Annotated in this window: 15 protein-coding genes; 7 read left to right on the forward strand and 8 right to left on the reverse strand. The window is 71.2% G+C overall.

The features are described from left to right. Positions 1–134 precede the first annotated feature (134 nt). Positions 135–1,217, reverse strand: a complete 1,083-nt coding sequence (gene recA, locus BO64_RS07055; protein WP_496402578.1) for a recombinase RecA — start codon at positions 1,215–1,217, stop codon at positions 135–137. 210 nt (positions 1,218–1,427) lie between these two features. After that, positions 1,428–2,090 (reverse strand): lysoplasmalogenase family protein, encoded by a 663-nt coding sequence (locus tag BO64_RS07060; protein ID WP_496402579.1) that lies wholly within the window; start codon positions 2,088–2,090, stop codon positions 1,428–1,430. A gap of 130 nt (positions 2,091–2,220) precedes the next feature. Between BO64_RS07060 and BO64_RS07065 the strand changes: the two genes are divergently transcribed. Next, the gene (locus tag BO64_RS07065; protein WP_496402580.1) at positions 2,221–4,170 is read left to right on the forward strand and encodes a S9 family peptidase; all 1,950 of its coding nucleotides are present in this window, start codon (positions 2,221–2,223) and stop codon (positions 4,168–4,170) included. 8 nt (positions 4,171–4,178) lie between these two features. On the opposite strand, the gene BO64_RS07070 is transcribed toward BO64_RS07065, so the two are convergent. Beyond that, the gene (locus tag BO64_RS07070; protein WP_496402581.1) at positions 4,179–4,394 is read right to left on the reverse strand and encodes an RING finger protein; all 216 of its coding nucleotides are present in this window, start codon (positions 4,392–4,394) and stop codon (positions 4,179–4,181) included. 154 nt (positions 4,395–4,548) lie between these two features. Between BO64_RS07070 and BO64_RS07075 the strand changes: the two genes are divergently transcribed. Next, entirely contained in the window at positions 4,549–5,193 is a 645-nt protein-coding gene (locus BO64_RS07075; RefSeq protein WP_496402582.1) for a glutathione S-transferase family protein, read from the forward strand. Positions 5,194–5,260: 67 nt separating this feature from the next. After that, complete coding sequence (locus BO64_RS07080) at positions 5,261–6,034, forward strand: DUF2243 domain-containing protein (RefSeq protein ID WP_496402583.1); 774 nt, start codon at positions 5,261–5,263, stop codon at positions 6,032–6,034. A gap of 36 nt (positions 6,035–6,070) precedes the next feature. Here BO64_RS07080 and BO64_RS07085 read toward each other — a convergent pair whose 3' ends face one another. Then, the gene (locus BO64_RS07085; RefSeq protein ID WP_496402584.1) at positions 6,071–7,225 is read right to left on the reverse strand and encodes an alpha/beta hydrolase; all 1,155 of its coding nucleotides are present in this window, start codon (positions 7,223–7,225) and stop codon (positions 6,071–6,073) included. An 86-nt stretch (positions 7,226–7,311) separates the two neighbouring features. On the opposite strand from BO64_RS07085, the gene BO64_RS07090 reads away from it, so the two are divergent. Beyond that, positions 7,312–7,974 (forward strand): TetR/AcrR family transcriptional regulator, encoded by a 663-nt coding sequence (locus tag BO64_RS07090; protein ID WP_496402585.1) that lies wholly within the window; start codon positions 7,312–7,314, stop codon positions 7,972–7,974. Further along, on the forward strand, positions 7,971–8,690 hold the full coding sequence (locus BO64_RS07095; RefSeq protein ID WP_496402586.1) for a VOC family protein: 720 nt from the start codon (positions 7,971–7,973) through the stop codon (positions 8,688–8,690). Before BO64_RS07090 ends, BO64_RS07095 begins: the two co-directional genes overlap by 4 nt. Positions 8,691–8,699: 9 nt before the next feature. Here BO64_RS07095 and BO64_RS07100 read toward each other — a convergent pair whose 3' ends face one another. Next, the gene (locus BO64_RS07100) at positions 8,700–9,521 is read right to left on the reverse strand and encodes a helix-turn-helix transcriptional regulator (RefSeq protein WP_496402587.1); all 822 of its coding nucleotides are present in this window, start codon (positions 9,519–9,521) and stop codon (positions 8,700–8,702) included. Positions 9,522–9,820: 299 nt separating this feature from the next. Here BO64_RS07100 and BO64_RS07105 point away from each other — a divergent pair, with 299 nt between their 5' ends. Beyond that, on the forward strand, positions 9,821–11,785 hold the full coding sequence (locus BO64_RS07105) for an autotransporter-associated beta strand repeat-containing protein (protein WP_496402588.1): 1,965 nt from the start codon (positions 9,821–9,823) through the stop codon (positions 11,783–11,785). Between the two features lies 1 nt (position 11,786). Further along, a complete protein-coding gene (locus BO64_RS07110) occupies positions 11,787–12,239 on the forward strand; it encodes a calcium-binding protein (protein ID WP_496402589.1) in 453 nt (150 codons plus the stop codon). Positions 12,240–12,252: 13 nt separating this feature from the next. Here BO64_RS07110 and BO64_RS07115 read toward each other — a convergent pair whose 3' ends face one another. The 3 genes from BO64_RS07115 to BO64_RS07125 are packed head-to-tail and all read right to left on the reverse strand — an operon-like array spanning position 12,253 to position 15,692. Beyond that, positions 12,253–13,323 carry an alpha/beta fold hydrolase gene (locus tag BO64_RS07115; RefSeq protein WP_496402590.1) on the reverse strand — a complete coding sequence of 357 codons (1,071 nt, stop codon included), beginning with the start codon at positions 13,321–13,323 and terminating at the stop codon, positions 12,253–12,255. Between the two features lie 9 nt (positions 13,324–13,332). Continuing rightward, the gene (locus BO64_RS07120; protein WP_496402591.1) at positions 13,333–14,349 is read right to left on the reverse strand and encodes an aromatic ring-hydroxylating oxygenase subunit alpha; all 1,017 of its coding nucleotides are present in this window, start codon (positions 14,347–14,349) and stop codon (positions 13,333–13,335) included. Between the two features lie 44 nt (positions 14,350–14,393). Then, positions 14,394–15,692 carry an amino acid permease gene (locus BO64_RS07125; protein ID WP_496402592.1) on the reverse strand — a complete coding sequence of 433 codons (1,299 nt, stop codon included), beginning with the start codon at positions 15,690–15,692 and terminating at the stop codon, positions 14,394–14,396. Between the last annotated feature and the right edge of the window lie 2 nt (positions 15,693–15,694).

A 15,694-nucleotide genomic window follows, 5' to 3' on the forward strand; every position in this document is an offset into this window, starting at 1 on the left:
ATCCGCCGTCGCGAAAGCCGCGCGCAGGGTGGGCGGCGGCGGGCCGGGTTGGCGGGGAGGCCCGACGCCGGCGCGGCGCACGACGGTGGAGGTGGCGAATGCCCTTCGGGCCACCTCCCCCCGGAGGGGGAGGACTAGAGGGAGCCGTCGGGTTCGTTGGCGTCGTCGGTGGGGCCGACGAGGAGCTCCTCCTCGATGGCCGACTTGGCGCCGCGGACCTTGGCCTCGATCTGGGCGGCGATGTCCGGGTTCTGCTTGAGGAACTCGCGGACGTTGTCGCGGCCCTGGCCGATGCGCTGGGAGTTGAAGGAGAACCAGGAGCCGGACTTCTCGACCACCCCGGCCTTGACGCCGAGGTCGATGATTTCACCCAGCTTGGAGATCCCCTCGCCGTACATGATGTCGAACTCGACCTCGCGGAACGGCGGGGCGACCTTGTTCTTGACCACCTTCACCCGGACGTTGTTGCCGACGATCTCGTCGCGGACCTTCACCGAGCCGGTGCGGCGGATGTCGAGGCGCACCGAGGCGTAGAACTTGAGCGCATTGCCGCCCGTGGTGGTCTCGGGGCTGCCGTACATGACGCCGATCTTCATGCGGATCTGGTTGATGAAGATCACCAGCGTCTTGGCCTTGGAGATCGAGGCCGTGAGCTTGCGCAGGGCCTGGCTCATCAGGCGGGCCTGAAGGCCCGGCAGGCTGTCGCCCATCTCGCCCTCGATCTCGGCCCGGGGCGTGAGGGCGGCCACCGAGTCGACGACGATGACGTCGACGGCGTTGGAGCGGACCAGGGTGTCGGTGATCTCGAGCGCCTGTTCGCCGGTGTCGGGCTGGGCCACCAGCAGGTCGTCCAGATTGACGCCCAGCTTGTGGGCGTAGGACGGATCGAGCGCGTGCTCGGCGTCGACGAAGGCGGCGGTGCCGCCCGACTTCTGGACCTCGGCCACCACGTGCAGGGCGAGAGTCGTCTTGCCCGAGCTTTCCGGGCCGTAGATCTCGATGATCCGGCCCTTGGGCAGGCCGCCGATGCCCAGGGCCATGTCGAGGCCCAGGGAGCCGGTGGACACGGCCTCGATCTCCACGACCTTGCCCTTGTCGCCCAGCTTCATCACCGAGCCCTTGCCGAAGGCCCGATCGATCTGCGCCAGCGCCGCCTCTAGAGCGCGCTGCTTTTCACCGTCTTCCTTGCCCACGAGCCTCAACGCCGACTGAGTCATTTCCGAGCCTCTCTATCCCACGATTCCGCCAACCCGGCCGGTCGAACTCGTGCCAGAGCCGAGGACTCATGCGTACCGCCTTTGTTCGCGGTTCGCAAGATGTTCTCCTCGGCCCGGGAGGGTCCGGGGCCGCGCCGGGAACACCGCGTTCCCGACGAGGAAGACTCTGACGGACGGCTGCGTCAGAAACGGTCGTAGGTCTCCCGGCGCTCAGGCCGTGATGGAGCGGCGCGCCAGGGTGCGGGTGACGCCGAGGACGATCAGCAGCTGGCCGCCGAAATAGGTGATCCACACGGCCGCCCCGACCCACGGCCGGCCGGCGAGCGGGCCGAGGCGGGCGAAGATCAGAAGGTCGGAGATCACGAACAGCAGGGCGCCGAGGCCGGTGAGCGCCCGGGGGAAGCGGCTTTCCCAGGCGCAGGCCGCCATGAGCGCGAGCCCGGCGGTGTAGAGCCCCACCGGCAGGGCGGCGGCTGGATCGCCCGGCAGCCAAGCGGCCAGAGCCACCACCGCCGCCACGAACAGCAACGCCCCGGCGAGGACGGCCGGGGTCAGGGGCCGGCGGGCGTTGCGCCGGTAGAGGATCACCGCCACCACATGGCCGGCGAGGAACGCCAGGGCGCCGGTGGAAAGCCCCGCCGCCGCCAGTAGCACATCGCCCAGCATGCCGAGCAGCATGACGAGGGCGATCAGCCAGCCATCCAACTCCTTCGCCAGCAGCGCGGCGTAGATGGCCAGGAAGCCGACGCCCGTCCCCTTCACGGCGGTGACCACCGGGGCCGAAGCCGGCCTGTCCCAGATCAGCATGTAGGCGAGCGCGCCGATGACGGCGGCCGCCAGGGCCCCCATGGGCGCGAGGTCCTGCGGTTTCATCTGATTGCCCTCCCCGTTCGGTCCTTGGCCGACTCTCGTTCGACCAAAGGCCTAGCACGACTGCGGATTGACGGCGCGGGCGGCGCACGCTTCGGTCGTCGCCAGGTTTCGAGCTGGGGGATCCCGAAGGATGCTGTCGCGTGCGTTGCTGGCCAGTGCGGCCGTCGCTGTCCTGATGTCCACGGGCGCGCTGGCCCCGGGCGCGCTTGCCCAGGGCGTGGAGCGGCGCGAGGAAGGCCAGATCGTCTATGAGGGCGTGCCGGCCACGCCCCCGGCCCTGAAGGCGGCCATCGCCCCCTACTACAACGCCCGCTCGGCGGTGTTCGAGGACTGGCTGCCGGACGGCTCGATGCTGATCGCCACCCGGTTCGGCGAGACCGACCAGATCCACCGGGTGGCCGCGCCCGGGGCGGCGCGCACGCAACTGACCTTCGCGGCCGAGCCGATCAGCAGCGCCATCGTCCAGCCGGGCACGGAGCGGTTCCTCTATCCGATCGACGTGGGCGGGGCCGAATACTACCAGGCGTTCCTGCGCGACCTGGCCGGCCACGAGGTGCAGCTGACCGCGCCGAAGACCCGCAACCAGAGCTTCAAGTTCTCGAAGGACGGCAAGCTGGTGGCCTGGGCCCAGGTGACCCCGGGCGATCCCAACTACGACATCGTGGCGGCCGACCCGTCGAACCCGGAGAGTCGCCGGGTGGTGCACAAGGGGACCGGGGCGATCTCGCCGCAGGACATCAGCGCCGACGGCGCGAAGATCCTGGCGGCCCGCTACAACTCCATCGAACACACCGAGCTGTTCGTGCTGGACGTGGCCAGCGGCGCCCTGACCCCGGTGAGGCCGAAGGGGCGCAAGGCGGCCTACCAGGGCGCGGCCTTCGTGGACGGCGGCCGCGGCGTGCTGACCCTGTCGGACGACGGCGCCGAGGTTACCCGGCCGGTGGTGATCGACCTCCCCACGGGCAAGGTCCGCGACCTGGAGCCCGGGGCCAAGTGGGGGGCCGAGGACTTCACCCTCTCGCCCGACGGACGCACGGTGGCCTATGCGGTGAATGAGGAAGGCTATTCCAAGGTCGTGCTGCGCGACGTGGCCAGCGGCCGGCAGCTGCCCGGGCCGAAGCTGCCGCCGGGCGTGCTGACGGCGCTGAAGTTCTCGCCGGACGGGACGAAGCTCGGCCTGTCGCTCTCGACCTCCACCAGCTCGGGGGACGTGTGGAGCTACGACTTGGCCAGGGACGAGCTGGTGCGGTGGACGCACAGCGAGCTGGGCGGCCTCGATGCGGCCAAGCTCGTGGAGCCGACCCTGTTCCGTTATCCCACCTTCGACAAGCGGACGATCCCGGCCTTCATCTACCGCCCGAAGACGGCCCGGCCCGGGGAAAAGCTGCCGGTGGTGATCCAGATCCACGGCGGGCCCGAGAGCCAGGAGCTGCCCAACTTCAACCCGCGCCGGCAGTCGTGGGTGAACGAGCTGGGAGCGGCGGTGATCATCCCCAACGTGCGCGGCTCGTCGGGCTACGGCAAGACCTACCTGTCCCTCGACAACGCCGAGAAGCGCGAGGACTCAGTGAAGGACATCGGCGCCCTGCTGGACTGGGTGGCCAGGCAGCCTGACCTGGACGCCAGCCGCGTGGCGGTGGTGGGCCAGTCGTACGGCGGCTACATGGTGCTGGCGGTGGCCGGCCACTACAACGACCGCATCGCCGGGGTCATCGACCTTTACGGCATCTCGGACTTCATCACCTTCCTCGAGAACACCGAGGGCTACCGCCGGGACCTGCGCCGGGCCGAATACGGCGACGAGCGCGACCCGAAGATGCGGGCGGTGTTCGAGAAGATCGCGCCGGTGAAGATGAGCCCCAAGATGAAGAAGCCGATGATGGTCTTCCAGGGCGCCAACGACCCGCGCGTGCCGCGCTCGGAGTCCGAGCAGATGGTGGCCAGCCTGCGGGCCCAGGGCACCGAGGTCTGGTACGTCCTCGCCAAGGACGAGGGCCACGGCATCTACAAGAAGGCCAATCAGGAGGCCGTGCGGACGGTGGAGGTCCAGTTCCTGAAGAAGGTGCTGGGCGTCCAGTAAGGCCCGGGCTAGCCGAGGGCGGCCTCGGTCGCCTCGATCTCGTCCTTGATCCAGTCGTGGCCGCTGGTGACGAGGACGCCCTCGATGGCCGAGATGTGGCCGCGCAGCCGCTCGCGGATGTCGGGCGGCACGTCCTGGCGCGTGGCGATCCAGCGGGCGATCTGGTGGACGGCGAACGCCGAGTGCAGCGCGAGCCGGTCGCGGTCCTCTTCGGAGAGCTTCATGCGGGCGGCCTCCCTGTTTGCCGAGGGAAGAACGCGCGAGCGGCCGATCGGCTCAGCCGCGGGGCGCAAGCATCGGTTCAGGCGCACGAGGGACCGCAGATGCGTTAGCCTGCCGGCGGGGACGCTGGGCGGGCCCCCTGGGAGGCGAGGCGCCATGGGCCGATTGATCGTGTGGACCTACGACTGGGTTCCGGAAGGGCCGCGGGGCTTCGTGCGGGACCTGCGGCTGCGCTGGGCCTGCGAGGAGGCGGGGCTGGACTATGAGGTCCGCACCGTGGCCTTCGACGGCCGGGAGACCAACCACCTGGACCGCCAGCCCTTCGGTCAGGTCCCCTATCTCGACGACGGCGAGGTGAAGCTGTTCGAGAGCGGCGCGGCGCTCCTGCACCTGGCCCGCCGGAGCGAGCGGCTGATGCCCCGCGACCCCGTGGGCGAGGCCGAGACCCTGCAATGGACCATCGCGGCCCTGAACTCGGTGGAGATGGCCAGCGTGCCCTGGTGGTTCCTGAACATCTGCGGCGAGCCGGAGAATGGCCTGACCGGCTGGCTGGCCCAGCGGCTGGCGCACATGGAGCGGGTGCTGTCCGAGCGGGAATGGCTGGCGGCCGGACGCTTCACCGTGGCCGACATCCTGATGGCCGACGCCCTGCGCGCGCCCCTGGTGCGGGCCTTCGGCGAGCGGCCGGCGAGCGAGGCCTATGTGGCGCGGGCCACCGCCCGCCCCGCCTTCCGCAAGGCCGAGGCCGACCAGATCCGCCAGTTCGAGGCGGCCGACGCGGCGCGGGCCGCGGGGGCCTGAGCCGGAGGCCGCCGGAGCCATCGGCGCGGCCCGGCGTTGAGCGCGCGAGGCAAGGGAGCGCGCGCCCATGGCAAGCCCGGTGTGGAGATCGTCCTGGACCCGGTGGGCCGCGGCCCTGGGGTTCGCCCTGGGCGGGTTCTTCGACGGGGTGCTGCTGCACCAGATCCTGCAGTGGCACCACCTGCTGAGCCTGGCGGCGGCGGTGTCCGACCTGCGGCTGCAGGTGCTGTGGGACGGCTATTTCCACGGCCTGATGTACGTCATCGCCGTGGCGGCGCTGTGGGGCCTGTGGCGGGCGCAGCGGCGCGGCGAAGACCTTGAGGGGCGCGTCCTGGCCGGGACGCTGCTGACAGGCTTCGGCGCCTGGCACGTCATCGACGCGGTGGCCTCGCACTGGCTGCTGGGCCTGCACCGGGTCAATCTCCAGAGCCCCAATCCGCTGATGTGGGACCTGATCTGGCTGGGGGCGTTCGGCCTGCTGCCGCTGGCCGCTGGCGCCCTGCTCGTGCGCCGGGGCGGGGGCGGACGCCCGGGACGAAGGGCTTCGGTCACGGCCCTGGGGGCGCTGATCGGGCTGATCGGGATCGCCGGCGCCTGGGCGCTGCGGCCGCCGGCGGAGCAGCCGTTCACCACGGTGGTCTTCGCCCCCGGCGTCGAGCCGCGGCAGGCCCTGGCCGCGGTGGCGGACGCCGACGCCCGGCTGGTGTGGACGGACGCCGGCCTGGGCGTGGTGGTGGTCGAGGCGGACGCGGCCGAGCGCTGGCGGTTCTACCGGCGCGGGGCGCTGCTGGTCAGCGGCGCGGGCCTGCCCGCCGGCTGCTTCGCCTGGAGCCGGGCCTGAGTCCCCTCAGGCGGGACGTAGGCGAGGCGGTCGGACCTAGACGAAGCCCCGGGCGTCCAGCCATTCGCCCACCGCCCCCGTGGCCCGGGGCAGGAGGTCTGGGCGCTCGGCGTAGTAGTGGTCGGCGCCCTCGATGTGGATGATGGACTTGTCGGCCGAGGCCGTGGCGTCGAACAGGCGCTGGGCGTGGCTGGGGGTGCAGGCAAGATCGGCCGTGTTGTTCACCACCAGCACCGGGCAGGAGATGCGGCCGGCGTTGATCTCGCCGTTGGCGCGGCTCTCGTCATAGCTCCACTGGGAGAGCCAGGAGCGCAGGGTGGTGAAGCGGCCAAGGCCCACCGGCCCGTCGTTCACGATCCTCGGGTCGCCCAGGTAGCAGGCGTAGGGCCGTCGGTCGGACGGGTCCTGCGTGGGATCGGTCCAGCGCAGGTCGCACATGGTGCCCTGGACGACGAAGCAGCGCTCGGCGTCAGGGGCGCCCTCGGCGCGGAGCTTGGCGAGCTCGGCCTTGGCCCAGGCGGTGATCCGGCGGTTGCGGGCGATCTGGGCCGCGCGGAAGCGGGCCACGAACTCGTCCGAATAGGGCGGCCGTTCGGGACAGTCGGGGTCGTAGATGTTGAGCGACCGGTCACGGTCGAAGGGCCGGCGCTCGTCCAGGATCGAGGGATCGAGCCATTCGGTCATGGTCACCGAGCGGCTGATGTGGGCCGCCAGCAGCAGGATCCCGTCGGCCGGCTGGAGCCCGGCCCCCACGAGGTCCACCGGGTCGCCCGCCGGAGTCTCGGTGATGGTCGGGTGCTCGGCCTGGTCCTGGTAGAACAGCGACAGGGACCCGCCCCCGGACCAGCCGCCGAGGATCACCTTCTCATAGCCGAAGCGCTGCTTGAGGTCGGCGATGCAGGCGCCGAGATCGAGGACGCACTTCTCGAGGATCAGGGCCGTGTCGTTCCCCCGGTAGCGGGGATTGCAGTAGATGACGTGCCGCCCGGCCCGGGCCAGAGCCGTGACCAGGGGCAGGAAGGCGCCGCCGCCCACCGGGTGGCTGAACAGGATCACCGTCCTGGACGAGCCGGTATCGGGGCGGATGCGCATGCATTCGACGAAAACCTGGCCGGTGGGCCCGCCATAGACCTCCTTCAGCCGGCTGTTGTCCGCATGGACGAAGCCATAGGGCTCGCGCACCACCGCCATGACCACCCTCCCCTCGAACGCGCCCGGCTTGAGGAACGCCGGTTTTTCTGACTACAAAATCAGGAACGCTGATTAGCGAGTCAATCATGGCGAACGCCCCCGACTGGCCGAACACGCCCAAGGGCGAGGCGACCGCCGCCCGCATCCGCGAGACGGCCCTGGACCAGTTCTCGCGGCTGGGATTCGAGCGGGTGACCATGGCGGGGATCGCCAAGGCGGCGAAGGTCTCGCAGCCGGCCCTGCACTACCACTTCCAGGACAAGGCCCAGCTCTGGCGCAGCGCCATGCTCGCCCTCGGCGCGGTGATCGCCGAGGAGGAGCGACTGATGGACGCCGCCCGGGATCTGCCGGCGGTGACCCAGCTGCGGATGGCCATGCGGCTGTTCCTGCAGGTGAGCCGCAACCACCCGGCCCTCGGGCGGATCGTGGCGCTGGAGGGCATGGCCGGAGGCGAGCGCCTGGCATGGCTGGACCGGCATCTGATCGGACCGCGCAACCGCCGGCTGGCCGAACTGGCGCGGCGGGCCATGGCTGACGGCGACCTCAGGCCCTGCCCGCCCGAGCTGCTGATCGTGACCCTGCAGGCCGCGGCGGCGGGGGCGATCAACCTTGCTCCCCTGCTGCGCGAGGGGCTGGACTTCGATCCCGACACCCCGGCGGCCCGGGCCGCCCACGAACAGATGATCCTGGAGGCCGTGCTCGGCGGCGTCCTGACCGAAAAAGGCCGAGCGAGGGAGACCGCCCGATGACCTCACGCGCGTCCGCGGGGCCGCAGCCCACCGGCGTCCACCACCTCGCGGTGATGGCCGCCGACATCAAGAGCCACATCGAATTCTTTAGCCAGGTGATGGGCTGTCCTCTGGTGGCGATCTTCGACATGCACGGCGTACCCGGGGCCCTGCACGCCTTCCTGAAGCTGAACGACCACAGCTATTTCTCGATCGTGCAGATGCCGGCGGTGAAGGACATCGCCATCGAGGTGGGCAAGACCCACGCAGGCTCGGGCGCCCTGCCCAGCGCGGCGGGGACGATGCAGCACCTGGCCTTCGGGGTGGAGAGCGAGGCCCAGCTGCTGGCCATGCGCGACCGCATCCGCAGCCACGGGGTCAATGTCATCGGCCCCATCGACCACGGCATGTGCAAGTCGATCTACTTCGCCGGCCCCGACCAGCTGACCCTGGAGGTGGCCACGTCGCAGGCGGCGATCGACCCGGCGGCCTGGATCGACCCCCAGGCCCTGGCCAGGGCCGGGATCTCGGCTGAGGAGGCCGAACGCTACAAGGCCCCGCCGGCCTATGCGGGCCCCAGCCCCGTGCCGCAGCCGCCGTACGACCCGGCCAAGCCGCACATGGTCTATCCCGAGCAGATGTACCAGGCGCTGCTGGCGACGCCCGACGAGGTGCTGACCGCCCGGGCCTCCTACGCCGAGCCGCCCGTCAGGCCCGTCACCCCTGCAGAGGCGTGAGGCCGCGGCTCAGGCCGGCGAACGGCGCAGCCACAGGCTCATGAGCCCCACCCGGCTGTGGACGCCGTACTTGCGATAAAGGCGGAGCACGTGCTCGTGCACTGTCGAGGCGGCGAGGCCCAGCTGGCCGGCGACCTCCTTCTCGGAGGCCTCGGTGAGCAGGAGGTGCAAGACGCGTTGCTCGGCCGGGGTCAGGGGGGCCGAGGCCGCCAGCAGGCCGTGGGACAGCATCAGCCGCCGGTGGAACCACTTGAGCCCGCGAGAGACCAGGGCCAGCCGGGCGATGGCCGCCTCGGGGATTGGCCGGCCCGAGAAGACCCCGAGGTGGGACTCGCAGTCCGCATTCACCGGGAAGGCCACAAAGGCGGCGTCATGGACCCCGGCGGCGGCGTAGTGGGTGCGGTAGAACGCGCCCGAGAACCAGGCTTTCGGCAGGTCGCGCCGAAAGGAATAGGTGCGAAAGCCGCCCACGTCCCGCATGGGCAGAAGGAACGAGGGATCGAGCTTGCGCCGATCCCAGGCGCCCAGGATCTCGGCATATTCCGGCGCTGCGCCCTCCGCGGCCTCGCTCGGGGGGCGCAGGGCCTGCATCCGCGCCACGCGCCAGCCCTGGAGAGGATCTTCAGGATCAGCGTCCATGCGCACGGCCCCGGCCCAGGTGACGTTCTCCACGCCAACGAGGGCCGCCAGTTGCTCGAGGAGCCAGGCGGCTGCCTGGCCGCTCTCGCTGGCCTCGAAATCGGAAAGGCCGTCCCACAGCCTGAAGACGTCGTCGTCGAGGCCGGGACTGCGGCCCCCAACGAGGCCGGACGCGAAATCCGAACGCACCATGGCCAAGCTTGTTGCCCCACTCGTCGCCGGGCGTCGAGCCCTCCCCCGCCGTCACCCCCTCTATTCAGACGGATAGCCAAGCGCGGGCGGGAGCCTTAGCAGCACTTTCGGCGGCGTCCGCGTCGCCTCGGGGGAATCGGGCAGGCGCGCACAGGGTGCGAAGGCGCGCAGGAGGGGGCCTTATGCCAATCGCTACGAGCGGATCCGTCAGCATCTCCGTCGACGAAGCCATCATTGGAAACACCGCGCCGGGCGCGATGACGATCACCGGGCCTGAGACCTGGACGAGGTCATTCTTATTGACCATCGGCAACGAGAGCGTGGGAACCCTGACCTTGGATGGGGCGGGCGTGTTCGCCGCGGTCAACGGCTCCGGCGTGACCAATCTCGGCTACGAAGGAGGCTCCGGCACGCTCATCATCACCAACGGCGCGCACTTCACGAACTTCATCACCTTCGTCGGAGTGGGCGGCGGGTCAGGGGTGCTCGAACTGTCGGGCGCCGGCTCCGTCATGACGCTCCAACGCCTGGACCGGGATAGCGGCAGCGCCAGCGTCACCGTGGATGGCGGCACATTCAGACTTCTCAACGCCACCGCCGACATCTTCACCCAGATCGGGACCGTGACCCTGGAAGCCGGCGGCGGGGTCTTCGAAACCGACAACACCGACCGCTTCACGGCGACGAGCTTCGTGGGGGCCGGCGGGCTCACCAAGCAGGGCGCGGGAACTCTCACCCTGTCGGGCGCCAGCACCTATGCGGGCGCCACCACCATCAAGGCCGGGGCGATCAATGTCCGCTCGGCCGGCGCCCTGGGCGACGCCGCCGGGACGACCACCGTGCAGGCCGGGGCGGCGCTGGAGGTGCAGGGCGGGACCACCCTGGCCGAGGCCATCTCCCTGAACGGGACCGGCGTCTCGGACGGCGGCGCCCTGCGCAATGTCTCGGGCGACAACATCCTCTCGGGGACCGTGACCCTGGAGGCGAACACCCGGGTGGCGGTGGACGCCGGCAAGCTGACCCTGAGCGGCCCGATCGCCGGGACCGGCGCCCTGACCAAGGCCGGAGGCGGCGCGCTGGCCCTGACGGGGATCAACAACAACAGCGGCTCCATTACGGTGGAGGCGGGGGTGCTGTCGGTCAGCGCCAGCTACACGCTGGACGGCATTTCCACGACCGTGCTCTCCGGCGGGACGCTCGAGCTCCTGGGCGCGAACGACGGCGCCCTCAGCCTGACCGGCAGCGGCGCCGGCGGCGCCGGGGCGCTGCGCACCGGTGGTTCAAACGCGGCCCAGACAGGGGACGTCACCCTGAACGGCGATGTCCACATAAACGCCGACGGCGTCCACCTGGGGATCGAGGGCGCCATCTCCGGGACCGGAGGGCTGGTGAAGATCGGCTCCGGGACCCTGTTGCTGGAAGGCGCGAACAGCTTCACCGGCGATGTGACAATCAATCAGGGCGCGGTGTTCATCAGTGGCGGCGAAGCCGTGTCCGACGGGGCGGCCGTGTCGATCGCCGCCGGAGCCTCGCTCCAGGTCGCCGACGACGAAACGGTTGGGGTGATCACAGGCGGCGGCGGCATCGTCGCAGAGGCCGTCCTGACCACCACCTTCTCGGGCAGCGCCACCTTCTCCGGCGTCATCACCGGCGCCGGCGGGCTGAGCAAGGCCGGGACGGGGAGCCTGACCCTGACGGGCGCCAACACCTACACCGGCGACACCACCGTCCAGGGCGGGATACTGACGGTGAACGGCTCGCTCGCCGCCGCCTCGGCGGTGACGGTGGCCACGGACGGCGCCCCGGGGCGGGACGGGGACGGTGGGGGCCGTCACCGTGAACGGGACCCTGGCGCCGGGGAACTCGCCGGGAACCCTCCACACCGGGAACCTCGCCTTCACCGGGGCGGGCAAGCTGGCGGTGGAGATCGCCGGGACGAACGTGGCCGATCACGACCGGGTGCAGGTCACCGGGACGGTGGACCTGGGCGGCGTCGGCCTGGAGATCAGCTTCCTGGGCGGCTTCACGGCGGCCACCGGCGACAGCTTCATCATCATCGACAACGACGGGGTCGATGCGGTGACCGGGACCTTCGACGGCCTGGCCGAGGGGGCGACCTTCACCCGGGCCGGGCGCGCCTGGTCCATCAGCTACATCGGCGGCGACGGCAACGACGTGGTGCTGACCGTCCAGCCGACGCCGTCCAGCGAACCGGTCTCCCCGGCCCCGACCCCGCCGCCGCAGCCTTCGACGGACGGCAATGACGTGGCCCTGCTGCTGCCGGGCCAGACCTATTACGACGCCCGACCGGGCGACGACTATGTGGCGGCGGGACCGTCCAGCACGACCATCTACGGCGGCCCGGGTGCCGACACCCTCCTCGGCGGGGCCGGCGACGACATCGTCCGCGGCGGCCAGGGGAACGACCTCGTTCAGGGGGGCGACGGGAACGACTGGCTGGCCGGAGACCGGGGCGACGACACCATCATCGGCGGCGCCGGGGCCGACATTTTCCACAGCTGGGGCGGGGCCGGCCTCGACCTGGTGCTGGACTTCAACGCCGCCGAGGGCGACCGGGTGAACCTGCTGCCCGGGACCATCTACACCGTCGAACAGGCGGAAGCGGACACGGTGATCAGCATGGACGGCGGCGGCCGGCTCGTCCTGCAGAACGTCCAGCTCGCCGCCCTGCCCGAGGGCTGGATCTACGTAGGCTGAGCCCCGCGCGGACCTATTCCGAGCGCCGGAGCAGGTCCGCCAACTCGTCCTGCCAGAGGACGGCCCAGGTGTGGCTGCCGTGACCGCGGGTCCGCTCCGAAACCGGCAGCAGGATGAAGCGGGTGGTGGGCATGCGCGCGGCGGCCGCCTCGGCGAGGCCGAGCTCGGGCGGATTGATGAAGTCGTCCGCCGAGTTCACCCAGGTCATGGGAGCGGTGATCTTCTCAAGGTCCCGCGAGGGGTCGTAGGTGCGCGAGGCGGCCACCTGCCAGATGAAGTCGTTGGCGTCCATGGTGGCGACCCTGCGGGGAATTTCGGCCGCCACCCAGGCGTCGGCGACCGCGGCGGTGGGCATCTGCTGCCGCCACGGGATCGGCGAGGAGCCGGCCAAGGCCAGCAGCATGGCCGCGGCCCGCAGCCCCTGCTCGGGCTGGGCCGCGTAGTTCCCGCCCTGGTAGGCCGGGTCGGAGGTGATGGCGCTCATGGCCATCTGCCGCCAGACGCGGTTGCGGCCGGCGATCTCCACCGGTTGGCAGGCCATGGGCATCAGGGCCTTGGCGCCCGCCGGCCACTGGGTGGCCCACATGAAGCCGTGCATGCAGCCCATGGACGTGCCCATGATGAGGCGGAGCTGCTTCACCCCCAGCTTCTCGGTGACGAGGCGGTGCTGGGCCTCGACCATGTCGGCGTAGTCGTAGCGGGGGAAGCCGGCCTTGAGGCCGTCCGAGGGTTTGGACGAACCGCCGTGGCCGATGTTGTCGGGCAGGATGATGAAGTACTTCGCCGGGTCCAGGAGACCGCCCGGCCGGAACAGCACGTCGGCGAACTGCGGGGCGAGGAATTGCCGGCCCGACCCGCCGGTGCCGTGCAGGATGAGGACCGCGTTGTCGATCTCGCCCGCGGCGTTGCGATGGGGCGCGCCGAGGGTGTGATAGCGCAGGCGCAGCTCGGGCAGGGTCTCGCCGGTGCGGAAGCGGAAGTCGCGGATCACATAGTCCTGCGTCGCCGGTTCGGGGGCGGCGACGGCGGAGGCGGCGGCCGAGAGAGCGAGGGCCAGGCCGGCGAGGATCGCGGGAAGCTTCATGTGTGAGACTCAGGACACCGCGGCTGGAGGGGTGAAACCGTCGTGGCAGGCGGCCACGCGAGACTGGAACCAGGCGACCCCTGCCTCGTGGCGGGGCGAGAGCACGCCAGGCCGATAGACGCCGGCCGCCAGGTTGCGCTGGACCATCTCGCAGATGTCCTTGTCCTGGGCCGTGACGCGGTCGGAGACGGCGAACATCTGGGCCAGCTTTGCCTGTTTCGACGGGTCGAAGACGTAGAAGTAGTCGAGGCGGGTGCTCTCGGGGCCCGTCGCCGTCATCCGCTCGACCATGTAGCCGTGCCGGTAGACGTTGATGGCGAGGTTCGGCCACAGCCAGGCCCAGAGGCCCGCATTGACGCCGCCGTCCCGGGCCGGGGCGGCGTGGAAGCAGAGGTCGCCGTCGATCTCCACGGAATAGTCGGCGACCACGATGTCCTCGTCGAACTCGGGGTGGACCATGGGCAGGTGATAGCCCTCGAGATAGTTCTCGACGTAGGTCTTCCAGTTGCAGGCGATGTGGTGGGTGCGGCGCTCCGTCAGGCCGTGGGCCGGCAGGTCGGCGGCCCAGCGGCGCTCGAGCGGGGCCAGGCTTCCGGCCAGGGGCTCGGCGGCCATGTCGAGATTGACGAAGACGAGGCCGCGCCAGGTCTCCACCCGAGCCGGATAGAGGCCGAAGTTCCGGGGATCGAAGCCCTCGGCAGGGCCGAAGTCGACGGCGGCGCGCAGGCGCCCGTCCAGCCGGTAGCGCCAGCCGTGGTAGCGGCAGACGAACTCTGCGCCGCAGTTGCCGGTCCCGTCGGGCACGAGGCCGCCGGCGCGGTGGCGGCAGACGTTGTGGAAGGCCCGGAGCGTCTGGCCGTCGCGGACCACCACCACGGGGGCGCCGCCGATGACGTCGGCGATGTAGTCGCCGGGCGAACCCAGCATGGAGACCAGGCCGACGAACTGCCAGGTGCGGCGCAGGATGCGGGCGCGATCGGCGGCCAGCATGCCCTCGCCGCGGTAGAACTCCACGGGCAGCATCATCGCACGGCCCTCCCCCGCCTCGTCCCAGGCGCCACGGCCGTTTTCTAGCGGCGCCGGAGCGCGAGATACAGGCCCGCCCCCGCGACGAGGGGGACGAGGCTGTAGGCGAGCTCGATGGGCCGGGCGGTGGCCACAAGCCCCAGGGAGCAGGCGATGGCGAGCCCCCCGGTGAGCGCCGCGGCCGCCCGGGTCCCGCCGCCTTCGAGGCCCCGGGAAAGGCGGATCAGGGAGGCGCCGGCGAGGATGTAGGCGTAGAGGGCCAGCAGGGCCGCCACATTGATGAGGACGCCGAACTGCTCGCCAAGGGTCGGGGCGACGGTGGCCACGGCGGCGATGGTCATCAGGACGCCGATGACCAGCAGATTGACCGCCGGCATCCGCCCCCCGCGGCTGGCGAAGCGTGCCGGGAAGGCCCCCTCGTCGGCGGCGCCCCGGGTGGTCTCGGCCGAGAACAGGATCCAGGCGGTGACGCAGCCCGAGGTGCGGGCCAGGGCGCAGATGGCGATGAAGGCGCCTCCGCCCACGCCCAGGGCGACCTTGGCGGCGTCGGCGAAGGGGGCGGTGGACGCCGCGAGCCGGGTCGCCGGCAGCAGGCCCATGAGCACGACGCAGGCGGCGATATAGACGGCGGCCGTGGCGACCACGCCAAGGATGGTGGCCCGAGGGACGTTGCGGGCGGGATCGCGAACCACCAGGGCGACGGCGGCCGCGCCCTCAAGGCCGAGGAAGGCCCAGAAGGCGTTGAGGCCGCTGTCCCGGACGGCCTCGCCGACGCCCAGGCCCTTGGGGTTCCAGGAGGCCAGGAAGACGGCGGGGTCGAACCAGAACCAGCCGAGCAGAGCCGCCGCCAGCACCGGCAGCAGGCCTAGCGCCAGGGTCCAGGCTTCCACCCGGGCCACAACCCGCGGGCCGATCCAGCAGGCGAAGAGGCCGAGCCACAGGACGACGATGGTGGCGATCAGGCGCGGGCCGGTCCCCTGGAGGGCGGGGACGAGGTAGCCGGCGTAGCCGGCCACGGCCAGGGCGATGGCCACGGCCCCGAACCAGCAGGAGCACCAGTAGGCGAGCGTGGTCTGGACGCCGAGGAAGCGGCCGAGCCCGGCCTGGACATAGCCCGCCAGCCCCGCGGCCTGCGGGACCATCGGCCCCAGCCAGGCGAACACCCCGGCCACCGCCAGGGCGGCGGCGGTGGCGGCCAGCCAGCCGAGGATGGAGATGGAGCCCACGGCCCCGAAGGTCGCCGGCAGGAGATAGACCCCCGAGCCGATCATGGCCCCCATGACCAGGGCCGTGGCCCCCAGGAGCCCGATGCGTCCCTGGGGCTTGGTGACGTCTGCGCTCATGG

It is taken from the genome of Phenylobacterium composti DSM 19425 (genome assembly GCF_059568645.1).

Bases quoted from the DNA above. Each gene is read 5' to 3' on its own strand.
- BO64_RS07060 (WP_496402579.1), bottom strand. From the start codon at position 2,090: ATGAAACCGCAGGACCTCGCGCCCATGGGGGCCCTGGCGGCCGCCGTC.
- BO64_RS07080 (WP_496402583.1), top strand. From the start codon at position 5,261: ATGGCAAGCCCGGTGTGGAGATCGTCCTGGACCCGGTGGGCCGCGGCC.
- BO64_RS07120 (WP_496402591.1), bottom strand. From the start codon at position 14,349: ATGATGCTGCCCGTGGAGTTCTACCGCGGCGAGGGCATGCTGGCCGCC.
- BO64_RS07065 (WP_496402580.1), top strand. From the start codon at position 2,221: ATGCTGTCGCGTGCGTTGCTGGCCAGTGCGGCCGTCGCTGTCCTGATG.
- BO64_RS07095 (WP_496402586.1), top strand. From the start codon at position 7,971: ATGACCTCACGCGCGTCCGCGGGGCCGCAGCCCACCGGCGTCCACCAC.
- BO64_RS07100 (WP_496402587.1), bottom strand. From the start codon at position 9,521: ATGGTGCGTTCGGATTTCGCGTCCGGCCTCGTTGGGGGCCGCAGTCCC.
- BO64_RS07085 (WP_496402584.1), bottom strand. From the start codon at position 7,225: ATGGCGGTGGTGCGCGAGCCCTATGGCTTCGTCCATGCGGACAACAGC.
- BO64_RS07115 (WP_496402590.1), bottom strand. From the start codon at position 13,323: ATGAAGCTTCCCGCGATCCTCGCCGGCCTGGCCCTCGCTCTCTCGGCC.
- BO64_RS07125 (WP_496402592.1), bottom strand. From the start codon at position 15,692: ATGAGCGCAGACGTCACCAAGCCCCAGGGACGCATCGGGCTCCTGGGG.
- BO64_RS07075 (WP_496402582.1), top strand. From the start codon at position 4,549: ATGGGCCGATTGATCGTGTGGACCTACGACTGGGTTCCGGAAGGGCCG.
- BO64_RS07090 (WP_496402585.1), top strand. From the start codon at position 7,312: ATGGCGAACGCCCCCGACTGGCCGAACACGCCCAAGGGCGAGGCGACC.
- recA (WP_496402578.1), bottom strand. From the start codon at position 1,217: ATGACTCAGTCGGCGTTGAGGCTCGTGGGCAAGGAAGACGGTGAAAAG.
- BO64_RS07070 (WP_496402581.1), bottom strand. From the start codon at position 4,394: ATGAAGCTCTCCGAAGAGGACCGCGACCGGCTCGCGCTGCACTCGGCG.